At 59.4% G+C, this 25,656-nt stretch carries 20 protein-coding genes; 9 read left to right on the forward strand and 11 right to left on the reverse strand.

Translation table 11 applies throughout. From position 1 onward, the window contains the following. Window positions 1–333: 333 nt before the first annotated feature. Together tdh and ACQZ6F_RS08925 are read right to left on the reverse strand one after the other, a co-directional pair. Window positions 334–1,371: an L-threonine 3-dehydrogenase gene (tdh, locus tag ACQZ6F_RS08920; protein ID WP_449092065.1), complete on the reverse strand. Its 1,038-nt coding sequence runs from the start codon at window positions 1,369–1,371 to the stop codon at window positions 334–336. A 21-nt stretch (window positions 1,372–1,392) separates the two neighbouring features. Beyond that, window positions 1,393–2,580, reverse strand: a complete 1,188-nt coding sequence (locus ACQZ6F_RS08925) for a glycine C-acetyltransferase (protein WP_449092064.1) — start codon at window positions 2,578–2,580, stop codon at window positions 1,393–1,395. A gap of 262 nt (window positions 2,581–2,842) precedes the next feature. Between ACQZ6F_RS08925 and ACQZ6F_RS08930 the strand changes: the two genes are divergently transcribed. Further along, window positions 2,843–3,613 carry an SDR family oxidoreductase gene (locus ACQZ6F_RS08930; protein WP_449092063.1) on the forward strand — a complete coding sequence of 257 codons (771 nt, stop codon included), beginning with the start codon at window positions 2,843–2,845 and terminating at the stop codon, window positions 3,611–3,613. A gap of 28 nt (window positions 3,614–3,641) precedes the next feature. On the opposite strand, the gene recQ is transcribed toward ACQZ6F_RS08930, so the two are convergent. After that, complete coding sequence (gene recQ / locus ACQZ6F_RS08935; protein ID WP_449092062.1) at window positions 3,642–5,522, reverse strand: DNA helicase RecQ; 1,881 nt, start codon at window positions 5,520–5,522, stop codon at window positions 3,642–3,644. A gap of 7 nt (window positions 5,523–5,529) precedes the next feature. Continuing rightward, window positions 5,530–7,521: a DNA primase gene (gene dnaG, locus ACQZ6F_RS08940; protein WP_449092061.1), complete on the reverse strand. Its 1,992-nt coding sequence runs from the start codon at window positions 7,519–7,521 to the stop codon at window positions 5,530–5,532. 569 nt (window positions 7,522–8,090) lie between these two features. Between dnaG and ACQZ6F_RS08945 the strand changes: the two genes are divergently transcribed. Further along, window positions 8,091–8,324, forward strand: coding sequence for a hypothetical protein (locus ACQZ6F_RS08945; RefSeq protein ID WP_077469269.1), 234 nt, complete (start codon window positions 8,091–8,093; stop codon window positions 8,322–8,324). A gap of 336 nt (window positions 8,325–8,660) precedes the next feature. Then, a complete protein-coding gene (locus ACQZ6F_RS08950; protein WP_449092060.1) occupies window positions 8,661–9,563 on the forward strand; it encodes a hypothetical protein in 903 nt (300 codons plus the stop codon). Here the strand turns inward: ACQZ6F_RS08950 and ACQZ6F_RS08955 are convergent. Next, window positions 9,544–9,996 (reverse strand): GatB/YqeY domain-containing protein, encoded by a 453-nt coding sequence (locus ACQZ6F_RS08955; protein WP_449092059.1) that lies wholly within the window; start codon window positions 9,994–9,996, stop codon window positions 9,544–9,546. The genes ACQZ6F_RS08950 and ACQZ6F_RS08955 overlap by 20 nt on opposite strands. A 307-nt stretch (window positions 9,997–10,303) precedes the next feature. On the opposite strand from ACQZ6F_RS08955, the gene carA reads away from it, so the two are divergent. Next, the gene (gene carA / locus ACQZ6F_RS08960; RefSeq protein ID WP_449092058.1) at window positions 10,304–11,512 is read left to right on the forward strand and encodes a glutamine-hydrolyzing carbamoyl-phosphate synthase small subunit; all 1,209 of its coding nucleotides are present in this window, start codon (window positions 10,304–10,306) and stop codon (window positions 11,510–11,512) included. A 104-nt stretch (window positions 11,513–11,616) separates the two neighbouring features. Here the strand turns inward: carA and ACQZ6F_RS08965 are convergent, their stop codons facing one another. The 4 genes from ACQZ6F_RS08965 to ACQZ6F_RS08980 form a co-directional block, all read right to left on the reverse strand. Further along, on the reverse strand, window positions 11,617–12,189 hold the full coding sequence (locus ACQZ6F_RS08965) for an EVE domain-containing protein (protein WP_449092057.1): 573 nt from the start codon (window positions 12,187–12,189) through the stop codon (window positions 11,617–11,619). 96 nt (window positions 12,190–12,285) lie between these two features. Next, complete coding sequence (locus ACQZ6F_RS08970; protein WP_449092056.1) at window positions 12,286–13,683, reverse strand: MATE family efflux transporter; 1,398 nt, start codon at window positions 13,681–13,683, stop codon at window positions 12,286–12,288. A 148-nt stretch (window positions 13,684–13,831) separates the two neighbouring features. Continuing rightward, on the reverse strand, window positions 13,832–15,088 hold the full coding sequence (locus ACQZ6F_RS08975) for a TCR/Tet family MFS transporter (protein WP_449092055.1): 1,257 nt from the start codon (window positions 15,086–15,088) through the stop codon (window positions 13,832–13,834). A gap of 157 nt (window positions 15,089–15,245) precedes the next feature. Further along, window positions 15,246–16,157: a LysR family transcriptional regulator gene (locus ACQZ6F_RS08980; RefSeq protein WP_449092054.1), complete on the reverse strand. Its 912-nt coding sequence runs from the start codon at window positions 16,155–16,157 to the stop codon at window positions 15,246–15,248. Window positions 16,158–16,280: 123 nt separating this feature from the next. Here ACQZ6F_RS08980 and ACQZ6F_RS08985 point away from each other — a divergent pair, with 123 nt between their 5' ends. Then, window positions 16,281–17,273, forward strand: coding sequence for an aldo/keto reductase (locus ACQZ6F_RS08985; protein WP_449092053.1), 993 nt, complete (start codon window positions 16,281–16,283; stop codon window positions 17,271–17,273). A gap of 48 nt (window positions 17,274–17,321) precedes the next feature. Here ACQZ6F_RS08985 and ypfJ read toward each other — a convergent pair whose 3' ends face one another. Continuing rightward, the gene (ypfJ, locus tag ACQZ6F_RS08990) at window positions 17,322–18,236 is read right to left on the reverse strand and encodes a KPN_02809 family neutral zinc metallopeptidase (protein WP_449092052.1); all 915 of its coding nucleotides are present in this window, start codon (window positions 18,234–18,236) and stop codon (window positions 17,322–17,324) included. A 93-nt stretch (window positions 18,237–18,329) separates the two neighbouring features. Continuing rightward, window positions 18,330–18,821, reverse strand: a complete 492-nt coding sequence (locus tag ACQZ6F_RS08995; protein WP_449092051.1) for a DUF2306 domain-containing protein — start codon at window positions 18,819–18,821, stop codon at window positions 18,330–18,332. An 85-nt stretch (window positions 18,822–18,906) separates the two neighbouring features. On the opposite strand from ACQZ6F_RS08995, the gene ACQZ6F_RS09000 reads away from it, so the two are divergent. The 4 genes from ACQZ6F_RS09000 (at window position 18,907) to carB (ending at window position 25,523) form a co-directional block, all read left to right on the forward strand. Then, the gene (locus ACQZ6F_RS09000) at window positions 18,907–19,737 is read left to right on the forward strand and encodes a LytTR family DNA-binding domain-containing protein (protein WP_449092050.1); all 831 of its coding nucleotides are present in this window, start codon (window positions 18,907–18,909) and stop codon (window positions 19,735–19,737) included. Between the two features lie 321 nt (window positions 19,738–20,058). After that, on the forward strand, window positions 20,059–20,637 hold the full coding sequence (locus ACQZ6F_RS09005; protein ID WP_449092049.1) for a DUF1190 domain-containing protein: 579 nt from the start codon (window positions 20,059–20,061) through the stop codon (window positions 20,635–20,637). 11 nt (window positions 20,638–20,648) lie between these two features. Continuing rightward, on the forward strand, window positions 20,649–21,818 hold the full coding sequence (locus ACQZ6F_RS09010; RefSeq protein WP_449092048.1) for a glutathionylspermidine synthase family protein: 1,170 nt from the start codon (window positions 20,649–20,651) through the stop codon (window positions 21,816–21,818). Between the two features lie 219 nt (window positions 21,819–22,037). Continuing rightward, window positions 22,038–25,523, forward strand: coding sequence for a carbamoyl-phosphate synthase large subunit (gene carB, locus ACQZ6F_RS09015; RefSeq protein WP_068388194.1), 3,486 nt, complete (start codon window positions 22,038–22,040; stop codon window positions 25,521–25,523). Window positions 25,524–25,656: the final 133 nt, after the last annotated feature.

Raw genomic sequence — 25,656 nt, forward strand, 5'->3', positions numbered from 1 at the left:
TTTAATGCCCGATTAACCACGATCACCTCTACCGGATTGCAAAGCTGGATTGCGTTTGGATTTCCGGCCATGGTATTAGGTGATCCGCTTGATCCAGTTTACCGTTCTTCCCGAAGTTAAACGGTGATTCCTAGATTTTTTGTTCTCGTCAAGCTTTTCCGGTAAAAAAGCACGTTAAATGCGCGAAAAAGCCTTATCCACAGGCTCGGTGCGCCATAAACCATTATTTCCCGTATTTAGGAAGTCCCCGCGCGATGACAAGAGCATCCTAAAGAAAGCTGCACATTTCCGACATCGCGTGCCATTGTCGATGTCGGAAATCGACAGTCAGGATCAATTCCAGTCCATGACGACCTTGCCGGAATTGCCTGAGCGCATGGCCTCGAAGCCCTCGCGAAAATCATCGATGCCGATGCGGTGCGTAATGACGGGCGATACATCGAGACCGCCCTGCACAAAGGCAATCATCTTGTACCAGGTCTCAAACATCTCGCGGCCATAGATGCCTTTCAGGTTCAGCATCTTGAAGATGACCTTGTTCCAGTCGATCTCGAAGCCCGCCGGCGCGATGCCGAGAATGGCGATCTTGCCGCCATTGTTCATCTTGTCGATCATGTCGCGGAAAGCAGGTGCAGCGCCCGACATTTCCAGCCCGACGTCGAAGCCCTCTGTCATGCCGACGGATTTCATTACATCGGCAAGGTTTTCCTTCGAGGCGTCGACGACGTGATCGATGCCGACCTTGCGTGCAAGTGCCAGCCGGGTGGGATTGATATCGGTGATGACGACCTTGCGCGCACCAGAGCGCTTGGCGACCATGGCCCCCATGATGCCGATCGGCCCTGCGCCCGTGACAAGCACATCCTCGCCGACGAGATCGAAGGATAGTGCCGTGTGCACCGCATTGCCGAACGGATCGAAGATCGCGGCGATCTCATCGGAAATGTCGTCGGGGATCGGAACGACGTTGGATTCGGGAATGCAGACGAATTCGCCGAACGAGCCGGGACGGTTGACGCCGACACCGAGTGTGTTGCGGCAAAGGTGCCCCCTGCCCGCCCGGCAGTTACGACATTTACCGCAGACGATGTGCCCCTCGCCGGAGACGCGTTCGCCGACATGGTACTTCGTGACAGCCGAACCGATTTCGGCGATCTCGCCGCAGAACTCATGGCCGACGACCATCGGCACGGGAATGGTCTTTTGTGCCCATTGGTCCCAGTTCCAAATATGGACATCGGTGCCGCAGATCGCCGACTTCCTGACCCGAATCAGCACATCGTTCGGCCCGACTTCGGGAACCGGAACATGCTCCATCCACAGCCCGACTTCCGCCTTCGATTTTACCAGCGATTTCATCATGTTCGACATGATCGGTTCTCCCCAACCAATTCAAATGATTCCGAGTTCTTTCCCAGCTTCCGCAAAGGCCGCAATCGCCCGCTCGACATCGGCCTTCGAGTGGGCGGCCGACATCTGCGTACGGATGCGCGCCTGTCCCTTGGGCACGACCGGGAAGGAAAAGCCGATGACGTAGACGCCCTTCTTCAGCATCAGCGCCGCCATGTCCTGCGCCAGCTTGGCGTCGCCGAGCATCACCGGGATGATCGGATGATCGGCACCGGCAAGCGTGAAGCCGAGCTTGGTCATTTCGCTGCGGAAGAGTTCGGCATTGCTGCGAAGCCGTGCCCGCAAGGCGTCGCCGTTGTCGATCAGATCGAAGACCTTCAGCGAGGCAGCCGCGATGACCGGCGCCAGCGTGTTGGAAAAGAGATAGGGGCGCGAGCGCTGCCGCAGCCAATCGACGATCTCGCCTTTGGCCGATGTATAGCCGCCCGAAGCGCCGCCGAGCGCCTTGCCGAGCGTGCCGGTGATGATATCGATCCGGCCCTCGACGCCACAATGCTCCGGCGAGCCGCGGCCGTGCGCGCCGACGAAGCCAACGGCGTGACTGTCGTCGACCATGACCATGGCACCGTATTTCTCGGCCAGATCGCAAACACCGCCAAGGTTGGCGATAATGCCGTCCATCGAGAACACGCCGTCAGTGGCGATCAGCTTGAAGCGGCTGCCCTCGGCCTTCTTCAACTCCTCTTCCAGCGCCGCCATTTCGTTGTTGGCATAGCGGAAGCGCTTGGCCTTGGAGAGCCGCACTCCATCGATGATCGAGGCGTGATTAAGGGCGTCCGAGATGATGGCATCTTCCTCTGACAGCAGCGTCTCGAACAAGCCACCATTGGCATCGAAGCAGGAAGAATAGAGGATGGTATCCTCCATGCCGAGAAACGCCGAAATCCGGGCCTCGAGCTGCTTGTGTTCTTCCTGCGTGCCGCAGATGAAGCGAACCGAAGCCATGCCGTAGCCATAGCGATCGAGCGCTTTCTTCCCGGCCTCGGCAAGCTCCTCGTTATCGGCCAGGCCGAGATAGTTGTTGGCGCAGAAATTGAGCACGCGGGCACCACCGACGACGGCGATTTCACCGGCTTGCTTTGACGTGATGACGCGCTCGGCCTTGTAGAGACCGGCTTCTTTCAAGCCGACAAGTTCCTTGCGCAGATGGGATAGAAATTCTGAGGTCATTGTCGCATTCCGATGCTGGTCGCAGTGCCTAATTGATGAAGAAGTAACACAGGATTCGGCCGCTTGCTGCATCCAGCAGCGGCAAAAATGCGCAACGCGGTGACGTCGGCGCGATAGGAGGCAGGTTCGATATTATCTGTCAAACCAGCCTCGATCCACGCAAGTTCCTGTCCGGTCCCCTTTAATTGCCATTGCGGAAATTACTTGACTGAGTCCATTATCTTGCGGCAGCTTGTCTTCACCGCAGGACAAAGGGATAGCCATGAGCATACTTCACAGATTTTCCCTCACAGGGCGTGTTGCGCTGGTGACCGGCGGCGGCCGCGGCCTTGGATTTGAGATGGCCCAGGCACTTGCCGATGTAGGCGCTCACGTCATCATCAACGGGCGAACCGAAGCGACATTGAATGCGGCGGTCGAAACCATCCGGGCAAGAGACGGTTCCGCCGAGGCTGCCGCCTTCGACATCGCCGATCGTGAGGCGCAGCGCGCTGTGATGGCCGATATCGAAAGCAACCATGGCCGGCTCGACATATTGATCAACAATGTCGGCGCCCGCGACAGACGCCAGCTGGCAGATTTCGACGACGAAGCGATCCTTGCCTTGCTCAACACGGATCTTGCCGCGTCGATCATGCTCTCACGCGATGCGGCCCGCTTGATGAAGCGGCACAATCATGGACGCCTGATCTCCGTCACCTCGATCAGCGGTCAGGTCGTCATGCCCGGTGACTGCGTTTATCCCGCAGCCAAACAGGGACTGACGGGGCTGATGCGCGGGATGGCGGTCGAGTTTGGCCCGCACGGCATCACCAGCAATGCCATCGCTCCCGGCTGGTTTGCGACGGAAACCAATGCCGCGATGGCCGCAAATGAAGAGCTGATCCCTTTCGTGCGGCAACGCATCCCGGTCCAGCGCTGGGGACGACCCGACGAAATCGCCGGTGCTGCGCTCTTCCTTGCCAGCGACGCCGCGTCTTTCGTCAACGGCCATGTTCTGACAGTCGACGGCGGCATGACCGTACGCATGTAGCCGCGTCTCTACACACGACCGGCAGATATCAACGACGATCGAAATCCGAAATCACGCCAAGGAACGCATCTCCGTAGCGCTCCAGCTTCGATTGGCCAACACCGGAAATGCCGAGGAGTGCCTTGGAATTCTTCGGCCGTTCGGTCGCGAACGCGATCAGGGTCGTATCCGGGAAAACGACATAGGGCGGCACACCCAATTCCTTGGCGATCCTTGTCCGCTCGGCGCGCAGCGCGTCGAACAGCGCTTGAGCCTCGCCGGCAAGACCATGCGCCGGCTTTTCCGAGCGCCCCGCCTTTTTGCCACGGCGCCCTGTCTCGGGCCGATCCTTGCGGAAGAAGACCTGCCGCTCGCGCTTGAAGACGGCCCTCGCTTCCTCCTCCAGCTTCATGGCACCGAAGGCCGTGTGGTCGACGCTGATGAGGCCGCTTGCCAGCAATTGCCGGAAGATAGATTGCCAGGTGCGGGACGGTATATCCTTTCCGGCACCGAAAACGGGCATGTCGACATGGCCGAAACGCTCAGTCTTCTCGTTGACCGTGCCCAACAGCACATCGATGACATGGCCGGTGCCGAAACGCTCGCCGGTGCGATAGACCGCCGCCAACGCCTTGATCGCCGCCTCCGTGCCGTCCCAGGTCTCGACGGGTTTCTGGCAGGTATCGCAATTGCCGCAACCGCCACCATGCGCTTCGCCGAAATGGGCCAGGATGGCCTGTCGGCGGCAACCGGCCGTTTCGCAGATGGCAAGCAGCGCATTGAGCTTTCCCCGCTCCACGCGCTTGATTTCATCGGCTGCATTGCCCTCATCGATCATGCGCCGCCGCTGGATGACGTCGGCCATGCCGTAGGCCATCCATACCTCAGAGGGCAAGCCATCACGCCCGGCACGACCGGTCTCCTGATAATAGGCCTCGACCGAACCCGGCAGATCGAGATGCGCGACATAGCGCACGTTCGGCTTGTCGATGCCCATGCCGAAGGCGACCGTTGCCACAAGACACAGGTCTTCCTCCTTGAGGAAGGCATCCTGATTGGCATCGCGCACCGCCCTATCCATGCCGGCATGATAGGCAAGTGCCCGGACGCCCTGCCCGTTCAACCACTCCGCGGTGTCCTCGACCTTGGCCCGCGACAGGCAATAGACGATGCCGCTATCGCCACGGTGCCCGTCGAGAAAGCGCAACAGCTGCTGGCGCGGCTGATCGCGCTCGACAATCTCATAGGCAATATTCGGCCGGTCGAAGCTGGTGGTGAAAACCTCGGCATCATCAAGAGCAAGCCGCTCGATGATATCGTCGCGGGTATGAGGATCGGCCGTCGCCGTCAGCGCGATGCGCGGCACGCCGGGAAACAGTTCGGCAAGCTTGCCGAGATCCCGATATTCCGGCCTGAAATCATGTCCCCATTGAGACACGCAATGCGCCTCGTCGATCGCAAACAGCGCGATTTTCGCCTTGGAGATCATCTGCTGGAAGCCATCTGTCAGGATACGCTCGGGCGTGACGTAAAGCATATCCAGCGTGCCGCTGGAAACCGCGCGATAGACATCGCTGGCCTCTTCGCGCGACAGGGACGAGTTCAAGGCGGCCGCCCGGATGCCGAGCTGCTTCATCGCCTCCACCTGATCGCGCATCAAGGCGATCAGCGGTGAAACGACGATGCCGACACCGTCTCGGCACAACGCCGGAATCTGGAAACACAGCGACTTGCCGGCGCCGGTCGGGAACAGCACGACGGCGTCGCCGCCGGAGACGACATGCTCAACCACCTGCTGTTGCTTGCCGCGAAATGCCGAATAGCCATAGACACGCTTCAGCACGTCGAGCGGCGCAGATGCACCACCTCTGTTACCGAATAGGGCGTCATCGGCGGAAAATCGCGGTTCCAGTCTATCCGGCTGCGGCATCTATTCCCTATTTCCCTGCTACGCCCTTGATACGGCCGGACAACACGCCAAAGCCATCGATGATCGCCTCCTGGTTTTCCAGCCGCACCGCTTCAAGCTGTACTTCCTGCAAGGCGCGCATCAGCTGCTCGATCGCTTCTCCATCGCCATCTTCCGTCGCCTCGGCGATCGCGCCTTCCAACTCGATCTTGTGCCAGCGCAGCGCCTTGGAACGCTTGTGAAGTGCAAGCGCCTGGCGATAGCCCTCGCGGGCATCCTCCATCGCGGCTTCCTCGGTTGCCGTCCAAAGCCGGGCATTGCGAACCTGCTGGTCGAGATTCTTCAGCAATGCGCCGAAATCCTGCTCTTCCAATTGCTCGACCAACCGATCGCGGACAAGCTGCGATCCGATCGTGGTTGCGGCAATCCCGAGAACCGCCGACCATAGGCGCTGCAATTCCCGGCTCTCGTAGTCGATCGCAGCGATCTCGTCATATTCATCCTGCAGCAGCAGCGGATGATTGACGATGGTCAGCGCCAGGACGCTTTCCCGAAGGCTCGGAATGTCCTGATGTCCCTTGATCATCGCCGACCGCGTCAACCGATCGGATGCCGTCGTGCTGACAGCAGCCCGATCACGGCCCTGCTGTCCACCACGGCCGCCGAAGGAGCGGCCGTTGCCGTCACGGGAAAAACCACGCCCCTGCTGATTGCCGCCGCGCTGGAACTGCGGCTGAAACAGCCCGTTCAGCCGCTCGCGCATGCTCTGCTGATAGTGGCGGCGAACATCCTCATCGACGATGACGGACACGATGCGCCGCAACCGGGCCTCGAGCTCCGCCCGTGCTTCCGGCGTTTCGAAGGTACCGCTGCCCGCTTCCCTTGCCCAGATCACGTCTGCCAGCGGCTTTGCCTGCGCTAGAACCTTGTCGAAAGGCGCACGACCGTCATGGCGGACGAGATCGTCCGGATCCTTGCCATCGGGTAGCAGCGCGAAACGGACGGTGCGGCCCGGCTTGATATGCGGCAGCGCCAGATCGGCGCCACGGTTGGCAGCGCGAATGCCGGCGCCATCACCATCGAAACAAAGCACCGGTTCCGCCGTCATCTTCCAGAGAAGATCGAGCTGATTCTCGGTCAGCGCCGTGCCGAGCGGCGCGACGGCATTCTCGACGCCTGCCTGGTGCAGGGCAATGACGTCCATATAGCCTTCGACGGCAATAATGGTGCCGGCACCATCGGCGCCCTGGGAGGCGCGGCGCGCGCGGGTGAAATTGTAGAGTACGTTGCCCTTGTGGAAGAGCTTGGTCTCATTGGAATTGAGATATTTCGCCGGCGCATCCGGCGACATGGCGCGGCCACCGAAGGCAATCACCTTCTCGCGTGACGACAGGATCGGAAACATGATGCGGTCGCGAAAGCGATCGTAGGATACGGGTACGTTCTCGTGCACGACGAGGCCGCAGGCTTCCATCTGCTCCTTCAATACGCCCTTGCCGGCCAGAAACTCCTTCAGCGCATTACGGCTATCCGGGGAATAGCCAAGACGGAAGGTCTCGATGGTGCGTCCACTCAAGCCTCGGTCGCGCAAATAGGCGCGGGCGCGGGCGCCATTGGCGGTCTGCAGCTGGTCCTGGAAGAATTGAGTGGCCATCTCCATGACATCTAGCAGCGATGTGCGCTCCTTCTCGCGCTTCGCCTCCATGGGATCGGCAACCGGCATGGGAACGCCGGCCATGTCGGCGATCTGCTGCACCGCCTCGGGAAAGCTTAAGCCCTCGAGCTCGGTCAGAAAACGGAAATGATCACCCGTCACGCCGCAACCGAAGCAGTGATAGCGGCCCTTGCGGTCTTCGCAGTGGAAACTTGGCGACTTCTCGCCATGAAAAGGGCAGCAGGCCCAAAAATCGCCACGCGGCACATTGGTCTTGCGCCGATCCCAGCTCACGCGACGACCGATCACGTCTGAAATCAGAACGCGGTCGCGAATCTCGTCGAGAAACGTATTGGAAAATCGCATGGCTACCTCTGGCTTGCCCCATATAAACAGGAATGGCGCGCATTGCCACGACGACCCGACGGACACACACGGTATTCACAGCCCATTACGGACGATTGCATTTCCATCCCGCCGATCACAACTTCGTGAAGCGATCACCAAAATCGAGCCAAGCAGACCGGCGAGATAAGTCAATTTCAGCCTGATCCACACCCGCTTTTGCATCGGAATCGAGCGGAAGGACTGACGGATCTAGCTGCCTACGCTCAACTGTTTTCACGGCAAAAGAGGCGGAAAAGCAAAGGCTTGCACATCTTGAGGTGGGTGGAAAGGAAGGTCGGATGCGGGAATGACAATCAATGGCTGCAACGTCCACGGCTTGCGCCCAAACTGCTTGGTGGCGCATTTGCGGCATGGTTTGTAAGCCAAACATTATTTTTTTGTAATTTGATTGTTGATGTGCACCGCAATAGCGTTCTTCTCACGGGGCGAGACAAGCCGGCGAAGAAACGACTTCGCGACGCGACATGCCGAGACGCCCCGACGAACCGGAAGCCATAAGGAACAGGGCTTTCAGTTTAGGAGATAAAATGCGTGTTCTGATCGTACCCTTAGCCGCCGCGGCGATTTTCGCCACAGCTACTTATAGCTCGGCCACGACAGCTAACGGCAGTAGCGAAAAGAACGTGCTTTATGCCGGCGCGGAGTACCAGCTGCCGGTCGATATGAAAATCCCTGCCCTCACGGCAGGCGTTAAAGTTCAGATGTACGGACTGCCGTCGCAAGCGTTGGCTTTGCCCCAGCAAGTCAGGATCATTCGATAGGTTCACCAGATACTCAGGTGGGGCACCATCCCTACCCCCGGCGCCGCCCCACCTGAGTGCCTTTGCAATAGACGTTTGATTTTTGGGCCCCACCCTGCGTCATCAAACGGCTGCAAAGTGCAAGAAGGCAGGAGCTCCCCCAGCTCCTGCCTTCTCTAATTTTAGGCCCCCAAAACGATGAGCGCCACCTGCGAGGCATCGCTATACCGCGTACGCAAGTATTTTGACGTACGTGATGCAATGTATATTTCCTAAGATCACAAGATATGCCATCCTGATGAACATCATCTTCTTCAGACAATTCGGAAGTTTGTCCAGTTCATCGGAGACGGCGACATGTCTTTATCCGCGAAGGAACTTGCCCAAGACCCTAATTTTTTCGCTGAAATTCTGGATTATACACGAGAGATTATATCAACTTATAATGAAAATCAGAAAATCTGCTCTGTCTTTGCTTCGCAGCAACGCTGGTTGATGGCGCTTGCGGGTTTTGCCTTATACTATGGCGGCGTCGACGGAGAGCCGCCCGGTCTCCATGCGAATCGTTTTGCCACCTATGTGGTCGAGCACGAGATCGCCAGCCACAACACCGCCCTCAGCTTCATGCAGGAAATGCTGGCTGAGGGCTTTCTACGTTACCTGCCAAACACACCCGACCGCCGTACGCGACCAATGGAACCGACGGAAGAAGCCATCAGGCAACTGGGCAAATGGCTTGCCATTCATCTCGCAGTGCTGGACCGGCTGGATGGCGGCAGGCGCAGCGTCCTATTTGCCAAGCGCCCCGAGCTTATAGCCGCCTTGCAGCCCGCGATCTCGGTCGGCATCATCGACAGCGATGATGTTCGCCGCCCAGGGGATACGTTCGATCTCTTCACATGGGTCAATTCCGGCGGCGTGATCATGGACTATCTGATCTCGCGTGTCGGGCTGGTCGATTCGGTAACGCACAGGGCAATTGTCGGGCGAATTGCCTTCACAGACATTTGTCGCCGCTTTCATATTTCCAGAACCCATGCGAAGCGGCTGATGAACAGGGCTGTGAAAATGCAAAGTATCGGGTGGACGGGCTCTTCGGGGAGAAGCCAGCTCTGGCTTTCCTGCAGCTTCATTCAGGAATACCGGAACTTTCAAGCCGAAAAATTCGCCATCATAGACGGGGTCTGGAAAAATGCCTTCGGCACGCAGCAAATCCGCATGCCGAAGACGAAACAGCTTTTTACTTCAGCAATTCCTTGAGGATCGACGAAGCCTTGGCGAAATCCATCTGACCGGCATAACGCTCACGCAGGGCGGCGACGCACTTGCCCATATCCTTCAGGCCCTGCGCACCAAGCTCCGCCACGATCGCGACGCAGATCTCGCGCACTTTGTCTTCCGACAACTGCGCGGGCATGAAGCCCTGAATGACCGTGATTTCCTCACGCTCCTTCGCGGCCAACTCCGGACGCCCGCCGTCGACATAGATCTTCTCGGACTCTTCCCGCTGCTTGATCATCTTGGCGAGCAGCTGAAGAATCTCGTCGTCGCTGGCCTGTTCCTTGGCCAGGCCGCGATTGGCGATGTCCTTGTCCTTGATGGCGGCAAGGATAAGACGCACGGTGGAAAGCCTTGCCGTATCCCTTGCCTTCATCGCATCCTTCTGGGCGTTGGAAAGGGTCTCGCGGATCATATCTGTACTCCTTGAAGCAGGCGGACGACGATCGCCCGGTCTCTTATTTCATGCTGCCCGTCTCATAGACCATCAGCAGCAACCAATGCAAATGCGACAAACCGGCTGAAATGGAATGAATTCCATGCCAGGAAACGAAAGCGCGCATTGACCGGCTGGCCTTGTTTGGCTATGTCCAACACCTGCACATTAGATCCATATGAAGATCTCAAGCCGCGACACGTGTCGCCGGCCGTACCTTGCTACAAACATGGCGGAAGCCGACGGCCTCTTCAAGGTCGCGCACGACGCCGGAAACGGGATGATTATGACCGCCACAGCCCCATGGACCACCGAAAAGCCGACCGCTCTTCTCGTTCTCGCCGACGGCACCGTGATCGAAGGCAAGGGTATCGGCGCGACCGGCAAGGTCCAGGCCGAAGTCTGCTTCAACACGGCGCTGACCGGCTACGAGGAAATCCTGACCGATCCCTCCTATCTCGGCCAGATCGTCACCTTCACCTTCCCTCACATCGGCAATGTCGGCACCAATGAGGAAGATATCGAAGACCTGACGCCTGCCGCCCGGCACGGCGCGGTCGGCGTCATCTTCAAGGCCGACATCACCGATCCGTCGAACTATCGCGCCGCCAAGCATCTCGACCAGTGGCTGAAGGCCCGTGGTATCATCGGCCTCAGCGGCATCGATACTCGCGCGCTCACGGCCTGGATCCGTGAAAACGGCATGCCGAACGGCGTGATCGCCCATGATCCGAACGGCGTCTTCGATATCGAGCAGCTGAAGGCGGATGCCAAGGCCTGGAGCGGTCTCGAAGGCCTTGACCTCGCCAAGGTCGCCTCCTCCGGCCAGTCCTCGCAATGGTCGCAGACACCTTGGATCTGGAACGAAGGCTATGGCGAACTCGGCGCCGCCGAAGCCAAATACCACGTTGTCTGCCTCGACTACGGCGTCAAGCGTAACATCCTGCGTCTCTTTGCCGGTCTCGATTGCAAGGTCACCGTCTTGCCGGCGACGGCTTCGACCGACGAAGTGCTCGGCCTCAAGCCCGACGGCATCTTCCTGTCAAACGGTCCTGGCGACCCGGCCGCGACCGGCGAATATGCCGTGCCGGTCATCAAGGACCTGCTGAAGTCGGACATTCCGCTCTTCGGCATCTGCCTCGGCCACCAGATGCTCGGCCTCGCACTCGGCGCCAAGACGGCGAAGATGCACCAGGGCCATCACGGCGCCAACCATCCGGTCAAGGATCACACGACAGGCAAGGTCGAGATCGTTTCGATGAACCATGGCTTTGCAGTGGACTCTAATTCGTTGCCGCAAGGCGTTGAGGAGACTCACGTTTCGCTCTTTGATGGCAGCAATTGCGGCCTGCGCGTTTCCGGCAAGCCGGTCTTCTCGGTGCAGCATCACCCGGAAGCGTCTCCCGGCCCGCAGGACAGCCACTACCTCTTCCGTCGCTTCATCAATCTGGTGCGCGAAAAGAAGGGCGAGCCGGCTTTGGCGGAACGCGCCTAAATCTTTCCAACCCGGCAATATTTAAAAGCCCCGGATTGGCAGCCAATCCGGGGCTTTCTTTTGTTTAGGCCAGCACTGGAAACCTTAGCCGGTCCGTTATCCGGTCAGGCCTGCAGGCGGCGCTGCTTGACCACTTCAAGCTCGCTCATCATGATCTCTTCCAGGAACTCGAAGTCCGACTGCCCGAAGGCAACGAGACCGAATCTCAGCCTGTAGCCCCAGTTCTTGTCCTGGGTGAAATCAAGCCAGCCCAGCAAGGGGCGAAGCGGCTGTTCGGGTGCATCCAGCCAATCGACATCGCGGCGATAGGCTTTTCCGCAACCCATCTCCGCCCGGTAGGGCTGACCTTCGCGGACAAAGCCGATGGCGGTAAAGCTTTGAAAGCCGTCTCTCTCGCCCATCTTCACAGATGGAGAGTAATAGACAATGCCGTCGCCTGGCTTGATGCGCTTTAATGGTGCTTCCTTGCCGTGGTTCACCTGCATGAAACCATACTCGCGCCCGAGGCGCACGTGCTCCGCACTAGCCACCGCCAGCCAATAGGACCTCTGCGCCGGCTGAGGCTGCCGGGACGATGTATTGGCGCGCGGAAACAGGCGCACCATGGTGCCCTGGTTGATGGAGTCTTCCCGCGAGAAAAGCGCGGTATCGTTACGATCGCTTGCTTCGAATATCATGGTCATCTCCCGTGATTGGTATGACACCATACATACACGACCATGCTGACAATATTTGTCAGTAGTCTCTTCGCGTGACGCTCAACATCGCCGATTTCACGCGGATTCTGTTTGCGAACGCAACAGAATATAGAAGCGTGTGCACAGCATCACAGCTGCCGAGGCAAGGCCGAGCAGGAACCCGAACCATATGCCAATCCCGCCGAAGCCGAGCGGAAAGGCAAACAGCCACGCAAGGAAAAAGCCGATCGGCCAATAGGCGATCAGTGCCATGATCATCGGCACGCGCGCATCCTTCAGACCGCGCAGCAGCCCGCTGGCGATCGCCTGCAGACCATCGACCAACTGGAAGAGGCCAGCCACCATGATCAACGGCGCCGCATAGGCAAGCACCTTCGGCGCATCCGCTGACGTGACATCGATATACCAGCTTCCCAACCATGTCGGCACGGTGGCGAAGAGGATGCTTCCGAATACCGAGATCACGCTCGAAACGACAAGCACCACGATCGCCGCACGCTTGAGGCCAAAAAGATCGCCCTGCCCGTGCGCGACGCCCACCCGTACCGTTGCCGCCTGGCTGAGGCCGAGCGGGATCATGAAGGCCATCGACGCCCATTGAAGCGCGATGCCATGGGCTGCCAACTCGATCGTGCCGATCTGCCCCATCAACAACGATGCCGCCGTGAACAGGCTAACCTCCGCGAGAACCGTGATGCTGATCGGAAAGCCCAACCGAATGACATCCCACAGAGCGTGCCAATCCGGGCGCCAGAGATGGACGAAAATCTCGTAGCGGCGCGTTTCCTCATGGCTCTGCACATAGAAGATGATGAAAATCAATCCAGCCGTCTGCACGGCAACAGAGACGATGGCCGCACCGTGCAGCCCCATAGCCGGCAGGCCGAAATGGCCGAGCACCAGAATATAGGCAAGTACGGCATTCATCACGAGCATGGCAATCGTGACTTTGAGGATGATGGCGGCATGACCGATGGCACTGACCAACGCGCGGATAACATTGTAGAGCAACCCGGGCAGCACAGCAAAGTGGCCAATGGCGATATAGCCGCTGGCCAACCGTGCGACCTCGGGCTTTTGCCCCGCCGCCAGAAGGATCTGCTCGGAATAGAGGAAGGCCGGCTGCGCCAACAGCCAGTAGGCCGTCACAACCCACAGACCCATGCGCAAGGCGCGGCGCACAGACGCAACATCACCCTTGCCATAGGCTTGCGCCACCAGCGGCACCACGGCGATCGAGAAACCGGCGCCGAAAATCAGAATCGTGAACAGGAACTGCGCAGAAAGCACCATCGCGGCCAGTTGCTCGGCACCAAGCCGGCCGACAATCATCACGTCGGTGGTATTGATGCCAAGCTGCGCCAACTGCGCGCCGATCAACGGTATGCCGAGCGCAAGGGTTGCGCGGATGTGTGCAGACCACGAATTATTGTTACCATGCGCGTGTGGGCGCGCAGCTACCGGCATATCCATGATGAAAACTCGATTTCCAGAATCGCGCGGACCGCCCTACCCAAGGGTGCGCGAGCCTGCCGCATTAGCGCAACTTAGCTCAAAAAGCCAGCCGGCAAGCCCATAGTGCTAAAGAATTCATCAGGACATCAAAATATCTGATGAATTTTTAGGCCGCCTCGCCCGCTTCTGATTGTACGACTACCTTCGGCTCGGTCTTGCGAACCTTCGTCAGCAGAACGAAAAGCCCGACAACCACGAGAATTGCACCCATGATGAGTGGCGCACCAGCGAAGATGACAGGTGCAGTTGGCGCGGTATAGTATTGAAAAAGATAGGGGAACAGTACAGGACCGATGATCGCTGTGATGCTCGTCAGGCTGCCGAGCGCGCCTTGCAGCTCGCCCTGGGCTGATGGAGGTACCTTGCTGGCAGCGATAGAACGAAGCGGTGCATCCGCTACATTCTCGATGACGGTCAGAACGATGACCGCATAGACCATCCAGCCTTGCCATGCGAAGGCGTAGCCCAACAGACCGAGGCAGGAAAACACCAATCCAACCAGCGCGGTCTTCCATTCGCCGAGCAGAGGCACAAGCCGCGGCAGCACCAAACCCATGGAGATGGCCGCACCTATGCCATAGACGGCAAGTGAGAGACCAATTTGCCCCTCACTCCAACCATAGCGATAGGAGGTGACGAAAGCCCACACAGCCGGGTAGACGCCATGCGCCAGCCAGTTGAGGAACATGACGACGCAGACCCAGCCGATGCCCTGGTAGCGTCTTATCTGCGTAAGTGCACCGAACGGATTGGCCCGCCAGATCTCGAAGGGGCGACGATGCTTTGCATCCAGGGTTTCCGGCAGCAGGAAATAGGCGCCGACAAAATTCAGGAATGCCAAGGCGGCTGCGCCGTAGAAGGGAACGCGAGGGCCGAATTCACCGAGAAAGCCGCCGATCACAGGACCAAGCACAAAGCCGACGCCGAAGGCCATGCCGATCAGGCCGAAATTCTTGGCGCGGTTCTCATCATTGCTGATATCAGCAATATAGGCGGAACAGGTCGAGAAGCTTGCACCGCTGATGCCGGCAAGAATGCGGCCCACGAACAGCATCCAGTAGGTGCCGGCGATCGCGCAGATGAAATTGTCGATCGCGAAAGTCAGTACCGAAGCGAGCAGCAGCGGGCGGCGGCCGAAGCGGTCGCTCAGATTGCCGATCAGCGGCGAAAACAGGAACTGCATCCCCGCATAGGCCAGCAACAGCCAGCCGCCTTCCGTGGCCGCCGTGCTGACCGACGCGCCGGTCAACTCTTCCAGATATTTCGGCATGACCGGCATGATGATCGCAATGCCGATGACATCGAGGAAGAGAATGAGGAAGACGAGGAATAGGCCACGCCGTGCGAATTTCTGATCGATCATGGAGTTGCCTTTGAGGCTCCATCTCCATGAAAGAGACAGAACGTGAACGAAAAACAGGAATGTTCCCATACATAAAGATTTTGGCAGAAACAATCCGTGAACGCTTCAATCTTATTGATTTATTGACCGCTTTTTTTGATCCTCGACCGAAAAGCGACTATCGACCACGATTGCGCCGCTGCTCGCGATTGAGGAAATCCACGAAGGCTCGAAGCGGCGTCGGCATGTGCCGGCGGCTGGCATAATAAAGAAACGGACCCGAGAAATCCGTGTCCCATTCCTCCAGGATCGGCACCAGCTCGCCGCTGGCGATCTGTGGCGCCAGGAACTCTCGAAAGGTTCTGATGATGCCGAGGCCGGCCACCGCCGCGCTGCGCTCGATCTCGATCGAATTCGAGGCGATGACCATCGTCGGGGCAATGAATAAGGTCTCTCCATTGCGTTCGAACTCCCAGGGCAAGATGGAGCCGCCAAGGAAGCGATGGCGGATGCAGCGATGCTCAAGAATGTCCCGCGGATGCTCCGGGACGCCATGCACCGCAAGATAGTCCGGCGCAGCGGCCGTCACGTAGCATTGCCGCCGTGGCCCGATCGGCACGGCGATCATGTCCTTTTCCAGCCTTTCGTCATAGCGAATGCCGGCATCATAGCCGGCTGCCACGACATCGATAAAACTGTCTTCGGCAACGATCTCGACGGAAACCGCCGGATATTCCTGCAGGAAGCGATTGATGATGTCGGGCATGACGACCATGGCAGCAACGGTGGGTACATTCAGCCGCAAGGTACCGCCGACGCTGTCGCGAAAGCTGTTGATGTCGTCGAGCGCCAAGGTGATCTCGCTCATTGCGGGCGTCAGGCGCTCCATCAGCCGCTCGCCCGCTTCAGTGGGTGTGACGCTGCGTGTCGTGCGGTTGAGGAGACGCACGCCGAGCCGCTCCTCCAGCCGCCGAACCGCCTCGCTCAAGGATGACGCGGATACGCGACGCTTTCGCGCCGCCTCGCGAAAGCTGCGCTCGCGGGCAACGGCGGTGAAGGCGACAAGGTCGGCCAAGGGCAAGTCATTCATTGTACAAAATTCCAAACGACCTGTTTCGATTTACTCGGATTATCGCACAAAGAGCAACGGAGTAAACAATCCCATCAGATCCAGTTGAAGCTGAGCTATGCTTCCCATCGAAGGAGAACCGCAATGCATAAACACCCATTGGGAAAGACAGGTCCGCAAGTGTCCGCTCTCGGCCTCGGCTGCATGGGCATGTCCGGCATGTACGGACCATCCGATCGCGCCGAAAGCATCGCTACCATCCATGCCGCGCTCGATGCCGGCATCAACCTGCTGGACACCGGTGACTTCTATGGCATGGGCCACAACGAAATGCTGATCGGCGACGCCATCAAGGGCCTGAAGCGCGATGACTTCCTGCTGAGCGTCAAGTTCGGCGCATTGCGGGATCCCTCTGGCGCGTGGCTCGGCTATGATGCGCGGCCAGCCGCGATCAGGAATTTCGTCGCCTATTCGCTGCAACGCCTCGGCGTCGACCATATCGACATCTACCGCCCTGCCCGTCTCGACCCGAACGTGCCGATCGAGGACCAGATCGGCGCCATATCAGACCTCATCAAGGCCGGCTACATCAGGCACATCGGCCTGTCCGAGGTCGGAGCCGACACCATCCGCCGTGCCGCAGCCGTGCATCCGATCGTCGATCTGCAGATCGAGTATTCGCTGATCTCGCGCGGCATCGAAGATGCCATCTTACCGGCTTGCCGCGAACTTGGCATCGGCATCACGGCCTATGGCGTGCTGTCGCGCGGCCTCATCAGCGGCCATTGGCAGAAAGACAATGTCCAGAAGGGTGATTTCCGCACCATCAGCCCGCGCTTCCAGGCCGGTAACGTGGAAAAGAACCTGGAGCTGGTGGAAGCATTGCGCGGGATCGCCGATGCAAAGGGGGTCAGCGTGGCGCAGATCGCCATCGCCTGGGTCGCAGCGCAGGGCAAGGACATCGTGCCCGTTGTCGGCGCTCGCCGCCGCGATCGCCTGACGGAAGCTTTGGGCGCGCTCTCGCTCGAGCTGTCGCAAGCCGATATGGCGGCGATCGACCGGGCCGTGCCCAAGGATGCGGCCGCTGGCGGCCGCTACCCGGAGGCGCAACTGACACATCTGGATAGCGAGAAGTAAGGAATAAGAGTTGCACCCGCTCCCATTATCGGGAGCGGGTGTCAAAAATCAGACCGGATTGTTCAAGGTATCGCAATCGGTGAGCTTGCCGGAATCGAAGCCCTGCTTGAACCACTTCATGCGCTGTGCCGAGGTGCCGTGGTTGAAGCTGTCAGGAACGACATAGCCCTGGCTGCGCTTCTGCAGCGTATCGTCGCCGATCTGCTGGGCGGCGTTCAGAGCCTCCTCCAGATCGCCGGCCTGCAGGATGCCCTTCTGCTGGGTGAACTTGCCCCAGATGCCGGCAAAGCAATCCGCCTGCAGCTCGATACGCACCGACATCTTGTTGGCATCCACTTCGCTCATGTTCCGGCGGGCCTGATTGAACTTCGGCAGGATACCGAGCTGATCCTGAACGTGATGGCCGACTTCATGCGCGATCACATAGGCCTGCGCGAAATCACCGGATGCGCCGAACTGATCCTTCATCTGCTGGAAGAAGGCCATGTCGAGATAGATCTTCTGATCGCTTGGGCAATAGAAAGGCCCGGTCGCGGCTGAGGCCTGTCCGCACGCCGAAGGAAAGCTGCCCGAGAACAGCACGAGCTTCGGATCGGTATAGGTCTGGCCCATCGACTTGAAGATGCCGGTCCAGGTATCCTCCGTATCGGCAAGAACAGTCGCAACAAACTGCTTCATCTCGTCATTGGCGGGCTGTCCATTGCTCCCGGCAGATGTGCTCTGCTGATATCCCGAGCCGCCGCCGAGCACACCGCTCTGCTGCAGCAAGCCCATGACGTCGACGCCCATGGCTCTCAGCACCAGGAAGATCACCACCAGAACAATGATGGTGCGAAGGCTCAAACCGCCGCCGCCCAACCCGCCGCCGGGAAAGCGAAAGCCGCCGCCACCGCCGCCACTCATGGGCGACGAGCCACGCTCATCCTCGATATTGTCGGATTGCCGACGCCCTTTCCAATCCATAATGCACCTCCCGGCGATGCCTCAAACCAAAGTCCCTTGAAACACTTATATATCCAGGAGGAGGATCAACACCAGTTGGCTATCGACAGAACATCAGGTTAAACCGCGACGGCGCCATATTTCTTTCGACACCAGCCACAAAAGAAAGAGCGCAATTGCTGCCGTGACGACAAACGGTGCAAGTTCGTCGCCACCGAAAGCCACCTTGTTCATGATGCGGCTGGGGAGGAACGCAAAGGTTCCGGCGCCGACAATCCCGCCGAAATAGAGGCCTCTGACGATGCGCTTGTGCGCTGCGATATTGTGCCTACGCGCATTGACGATCGCCCCCCAGCAGCCGAAGAGAACGAATATCGAGAGCAGATGGATCGGGCTGAAACCATGAAACAGGTTGATCTGGTGAATGAAGAAGCTCGACAGCGCCGTAATTACCATCAGGCATAGCCATATCTTGCCGAGCAACCGATGCCTCGGCGTACCCTTCGGCCTCAGTAGAAGATAGGCGCCGAGCAAGGCAGCCGGGACGACTGCCGCAACGTGAATCTGGATTGCGATCGTCGCATGAAGAAGCGGCTCGAGAGTCATGGCGGCATCCGGTTGAGTTTGCCGAGCCTTTCCGCGATATTATCCTTCTCTCAATTGAATTTGCGCGAAAGAACGGGAAAATTTCGTGGATCACACTTTTCTGCAATCCACGCTTCGCGAATTGCAGGTCTTCCAGCGTTCACCGAGATTCTGGGCGACCTTCGTCGCAATCGTCCTGATCTTCGCCATATCAGGCCCATACGGCACCTTTGCGCGGCTGATGCCGGGCGCCCGGCTCGGCTATTGGCTGGCCCTGCATGCCATGGCCTGGTCGATAGCCATCCTCTTCTCCGTCGCGGCCGAAATCCTCTTGCGTGAGCGGATGACGAGCATGTTCGCCCGGATGATGACCGGCTCCATCATCGCCGCACTGCCGATCGGCTTCGGCATCGGGCTCGTCGACCTGGCATTCTTCGGCACGGTACCCACCCTGGCAAGCAGCCTGCGGCAGGCCCTGAGTTCGATCCCGCTCTGCTTTCTCTTCTGCCTTTTGACCTATCTGACAATGCACCAGCAAATCGCAATAGCAGCTGAAGGACCGACTGGCGCACAGCCAGCACCTCCTGTCGCAAAGATGGCTGAGAATAAGGGGCTGTCCTCACAGCCACCGATCCTCTCACGTCTAAAACCGGAAAATCGGGGAGCGCTCATACGCCTTTCCGTTCGCGACCACTATACCGAGGTCGTCACGAGCCGCGGGCGCGAACTGATCCTGCTGCGCTTCGGCGATGCGCTGATGGAAATCGGCGATACCGAAGGCTTGCGCCTGCATCGATCCCATTGGATCGCCGCCGATCATGTCGCCGGTTTGAAACGCGACAACGGCAAGCTTGTCGTCCTTACGCACGACGGCTCGGAGATGCCCGTGAGCCGTCCCTATGCGGATGCGGTCCGCCATCGTTTCGGCCCGCAATAGCCGAGCTACCGGCGCACGGGGATAAAAGCGGCTCGCCTCCCCCGGACATGGAGCGTCGCCAAAACTTATAAAACCGTGAAAGACATTCTTTACGGTCGCAACCATTGGTCTAAAAAAATCCGACAAAACGCACGCATACGTTCTTTAAATCAGGCCGATTTACACCTAACTGTTTTGTCGAGCCCATATTCCTTACGTTGAAATCTTTGCTCATGTGAACAGCCGCACCCGTGTGTCTTGCGGCCGATAGACGTGTGCGGGCAACGTGCGAAATATCCGGCTGCGAAGGCGCAAGGCGCAGGGGGTTTTATGAAGCGATCGATGAGTGTGTCGCTGCTGCTCATGGGAACAGCGGCATTGTCGGGCTGCGGCCAGAAAGAAGATAAGGTTCAGATCTATAAGGATGTCGATGCCTGCGTTGCGGGCGAACTCTTTTCCGCGGACGAATGCCGATCCCAGTTTGCCGCTGCCGAGACGGAGCGCGAGCGTAACGCGCCCGCCTACGAGACGGCGGCGAATTGTGAAAAGGATTATGGCGCTGAGAAGTGCCAACCGACAACCCCCACCCATCAAGCCGGCACGGGCCACTTCATTCCATTGCTGGCCGGCTATCTGGTTGGCAGCGCCACCAGAACGCTCGACACGCAAGCGCTTTACCAGCCGCGTGGGAGCAGCGACTTCCGAACGGCGACGGGTCGCAGCCTTGCAAACGGCATGCTGCTTGGAAAGACAAACTATGCCGCAAAGAAGAAGGACGACGATACGCAAACCTCATCTTCCGGTGGCAGCGGTGGCGGCGCTCATGGTTCCTGGGGGTCGTCTTCGGAGCGCTCGTCGCGCTCGACCAGCTCAGTAGAGCGCGGCGGCTGGGGTTTTCGCGGCTTCCATCTTTCGGGTTAACGGATAGGCAGATGAAACGGGTTGTCATGAACGAGCGGCCGGATTGGAAGGCTGATGCCGAGAGCTGCGGCTTCACCATCCACTCCATGTATGGTCAACGCTATTGGGACGAGCGGCACGCCTACGTCTTCAGCCTCGAAGAGGTGGAGACAAAACTCGAAGATCCCACCGCTGCCCTGCTGGAAATGTGCTATGCCGCGGTCGAAAGGATCTCCCTGGATGGCGAATTGATGCGCCGCATGGCCATTCCGCGGGTCTATCACGATGCCGTACTGCGCTCCTGGCGCAATCGCGATCATGATCTCTACGGCCGATTCGACCTCTCCTACGATGGCAACGGTCCGGCAAAGCTGCTCGAATTCAATGCCGACACGCCGACCAGCCTGTTCGAAAGTGCAGTCTTTCAATGGCGCTGGCTGGAGGACATGAAGCAACGAGGTGAGCTTCCGCCCTCGGCGGATCAGTTCAACTCCGTGCATGAGCGTCTGGTGGATGCCATACGCGTCCTTGCCGGACCCTCGCGGCGCATCCACTTCGCCGGCATGCTGGAATCCGAGGAAGACCTCGTGACCTTGAACTACCTCGTCGATTGCGCCGTGCAAGCCGGTTGCGAGACGAAGCTGATCGCCATGCCGGATATCGGCGTCGACGACAAACATTGGCTGATCGACCTTCAGGACCAGCGTATCGACTGCATATTCAAGCTTTACCCGCTGGAAGACATGGTACGCGAACCTTTCGGTCGCCATCTGCCAATCACACCGACGCGGGTAGTCGAGCCGCTCTGGAAATTGACGCTATCCAACAAGGGGCTGTTGCCAGTGCTCTGGGACATGTTCCCGGGCCACGAAAATCTGTTGCCCGCCTATTTCGAGGACGACCCGCGCGTCAGCGATCTGGGGGATCGCTATGTCCGTAAACCGTTGCTATCCCGCGAAGGCGCCAATGTGACACTCGTCAACCACGAAGCCGGTGCCGGCACCTACCATGTCGACGGCCCCTACGGCGAAGAAGGTTATATAAGGCAGGCATTGCGCCTGCTCCCCCGTTTCGGCGAGGATTGGACGGTGATCGGATCCTGGATCGTCGCCGGCCAACCGGCCGGTATCGGCATTCGCGAAGACGATACGCCGGTCACTCGCGATACCTCGCGCTTCGTGCCCCATTATATAGAAGGCTGATGATCCGCAGCCGCAAAGCGGTCGCCACCCTCCACGAATTCACCGAACCATGAAGCGCGCAAGCCGAATTCCTGTCGATTCCGCGATTTATGGGGTTCCGTTTACAAATACATTTGCCTATAAGCCGCTTCTAGCCTGAAAAGACTTGTCTATGCGCGCCCGGCCGGTGATCTCCCACCCTGGCCGGTTTTTCGCGCAACAAAAAACGGATGTGAGCCCATGCCGAAGCGCCAAGATATCAAATCGATCCTCATCATCGGCGCAGGACCGATTGTTATCGGCCAGGCCTGCGAATTCGATTATTCCGGTACACAGGCCTGCAAGGCGCTGAAGGAGGAAGGCTACCGGGTCATCCTCGTCAACTCCAACCCGGCAACGATCATGACCGATCCGGGCCTGGCGGACGCGACCTATGTCGAGCCGATCACGCCCGAAGTCGTCGCCAAGATCATCGCCAAGGAGCGTCCGGACGCGCTGCTGCCGACCATGGGCGGCCAGACGGCACTCAACACCGCACTGTCGCTGAAGCGCATGGGCGTGCTTGACCGTTATAATGTCGAGATGATCGGCGCCAAGCCGGCCGCGATCGACATGGCCGAAGACCGCGCCCTCTTCCGCGAAGCAATGGCCCGCATCGGCCTTGAAACGCCGCGCTCGATGCTGGCAAACGCCACCGACATCAAGGATGCCGACCGCAAGACCCACGAAGCCGAGCGCAGCAAGCTGAAGGCGCAGCTTTCCGGCGCCGAGCTCGACAAGGCGCTCGATGCGCTGGAAAACCAGTGGAACCTCGGCGAGAGCGACCGCAAGCAGCGCTACATGAGCCATGCCATGGCAATTGCCGCGCAGGCGATCGATCATGTTGGCCTGCCCGCCATCATCCGTCCTTCCTTCACGCTTGGCGGCACCGGCGGCGGCATTGCCTATAACCGCTCGGAATTCTTCGAAATCGTCAGCGGCGGCCTCGATGCCTCGCCGACCACCGAAGTGCTGGTCGAGGAATCGGTGCTCGGCTGGAAGGAATTCGAGATGGAAGTCGTCCGCGACACGGCGGACAATTGCATCATCATCTGCTCGATCGAAAATATCGACCCGATGGGCGTCCATACCGGCGACTCGATCACCGTTGCCCCTGCCCTGACGCTGACCGACAAAGAATACCAGATCATGCGTAACGCCTCGATCGCGGTCCTGCGCGAGATCGGCGTCGAAACCGGCGGCTCGAACGTGCAGTTCGCGGTCAATCCGCAGGACGGCCGCCTCGTCGTCATCGAAATGAACCCGCGCGTCTCGCGTTCTTCCGCTCTGGCATCGAAGGCCACCGGCTTCCCGATCGCCAAGATCGCCGCCAAGCTTGCTGTCGGCTACACGCTGGACGAACTGGAAAACGACATCACCGGCGGTGCGACGCCCGCTTCGTTCGAACCGTCGATCGACTATGTCGTCACCAAGATCCCGCGTTTCGCCTTCGAGAAGTTCCCCGGCGCTTCCCCGGTTCTGACCACCGCCATGAAGTCGGTCGGCGAAGTCATGGCCATCGGCCGCACCTTTGCCGAATCGCTGCAGAAGGCACTGCGCGGTCTTGAAACTGGCCTGACGGGTCTCGACGAGATCGAGATCCCCGGCACCGAGGAAGGCGAAGGCAACCGCAACGCCATCCGCGCCGCCATCGGCACCCCAACACCGGATCGCCTGCGCATGGTCGCCCAGGCGCTTCGCCTCGGCCTGACGCCGGAAGAAGTGCACGAAGGCTGCAAGATCGACCCCTGGTTCATCGCGCAGTTCAAGAATATCATCGACATGGAAGCCCGCATCCGCGAGCATGGCTTGCCGCAGGATGAGACCAATCTGCGCATGCTGAAGTCCATGGGCTTCTCCGATGCGCGCCTGGCGACCTTGACCGGCAAGCGTCCGAAGGAAGTGGCGGAGCTGCGCAACAGCCTCAACGTTCGCCCCGTCTTCAAGCGCATCGACACCTGCGCCGCCGAATTCGCCTCGCCGACCGCCTACATGTACTCGACCTACGAGACGCCCTTCGTCGGCGCCGCCCGCTCAGAAGCTGAAGTTTCCGACCGCAAGAAGGTCGTCATCCTCGGCGGCGGCCCGAACCGTATCGGCCAGGGCATCGAGTTCGATTATTGCTGCTGCCATGCTGCCTTCGCGCTGAAGGATGCCGGCTACGAAGCGATCATGATCAACTGCAACCCGGAAACAGTCTCGACCGACTACGACACCTCGGATCGTCTCTATTTCGAGCCGCTGACGGCCGAAGACGTGATCGAAATCCTGCGCGCCGAGCAGGAAAAGGGCGAAGTGGTCGGCGTCATCGTTCAGTTCGGCGGCCAGACCCCGCTGAAGCTCGCCGAGGCGCTCGAAAAGAACGGCATTCCGATCCTTGGCACCGCGCCCGACGCCATCGACCTTGCCGAAGACCGCGACCGCTTCCAGAAGCTCCTGATGAAGCTCGATCTGAACCAGCCGAATAACGGCATCGCCTATTCGGTCGAGCAGGCGCGCCTCGTCGCCTCCGAAATCGGTTTCCCGCTGGTCGTGCGCCCGTCCTACGTTCTCGGCGGCCGCGCAATGCAGATCATCCACTCGGAAGGCATGCTGCAGACCTATCTGCTCGACACGGTTCCTGAGCTGGTGCCGGAAGACATCAAGCAGCGCTACCCGAACGACAAGACCGGCCAGATCAACACCCTGCTCGGCAAGAACCCGCTTCTGTTCGACAGCTATCTCGCCAATGCCATCGAAGTTGACGTCGACTGCCTGTCCGACGGTACCGACGTTTACGTCGCCGGCATCATGGAGCATATCGAAGAGGCCGGCATTCACTCCGGTGATAGTGCCTGCTCGCTGCCGCCGCGCACGCTCTCGCCTGCCATGATCGACGAACTGGAACGCCAGGCGAAGGCCATGGCCAAGGCATTGAACGTCGGTGGCTTGATGAACGTCCAGTTCGCCATCAAGGACGGCACCGTCTACGTGCTTGAAGTCAATCCGCGCGCCTCGCGTACCGTGCCCTTCGTCGCCAAGACCATCGGCGCGCCGATCGCCAAGATCGCAGCCCGCGTCATGGCTGGCGAAAAGCTGGATGCGACTTTTGCCGCCTACGGCGAAAAGCCCGATCCGCGCAAGCTTAAGCATATTGCGGTCAAGGAAGCCGTCTTCCCCTTCGCCCGCTTCCCCGGCGTCGACATTCTGCTCGGACCGGAAATGCGCTCGACCGGCGAAGTCATTGGTCTGGATACCGATTTCGCGCTGGCCTTCGCCAAGTCGCAGCTCGGCGCCGGCGTCGAACTGCCGCGTGACGGAACGGTCTTCGTTTCGGTCCGCGACGACGACAAGCCGCGCGTCCTGCCCGCCATCCGCATGCTGACGGAACAGGGCTTCAAGGTGCTGGCCACCGGTGGAACCCAGCGTTTCCTGGCGGAGAATGGCATCGACGCGACGAAGATCAACAAGGTGCTTGAGGGACGTCCGCATATCGAGGACGCCATCCGCAACCGCCAGGTCCAGCTCGTTATCAACACGACCGACAGCAACAAGGCGATCTCGGATTCGAAATCGCTGCGCCGGGCGACGCTGATGCAGAAGGTGCCCTACTACACGACCATGGCCGGCGCCGAAGCCGCTGCCATGGCCATCAAGGCGCTGAAGGCCGGCAGCCTCGAAGTTCGGCCGCTGCAGAGCTATTTCTAAGCGCTAATTTAGGCCGCGGCGAATGTCGGCATAATAGTCGGCTCATATTCGTCGCGGCTTCATTCGGTTGGCGTAACGGTTGTGAATGACAGCTTGCCGCAAACCGCCAGCGATCCGCTTTCAGTCGACGCGA

The sequence above is a fragment of the Rhizobium sp. A22-96 genome, assembly GCF_053521805.1.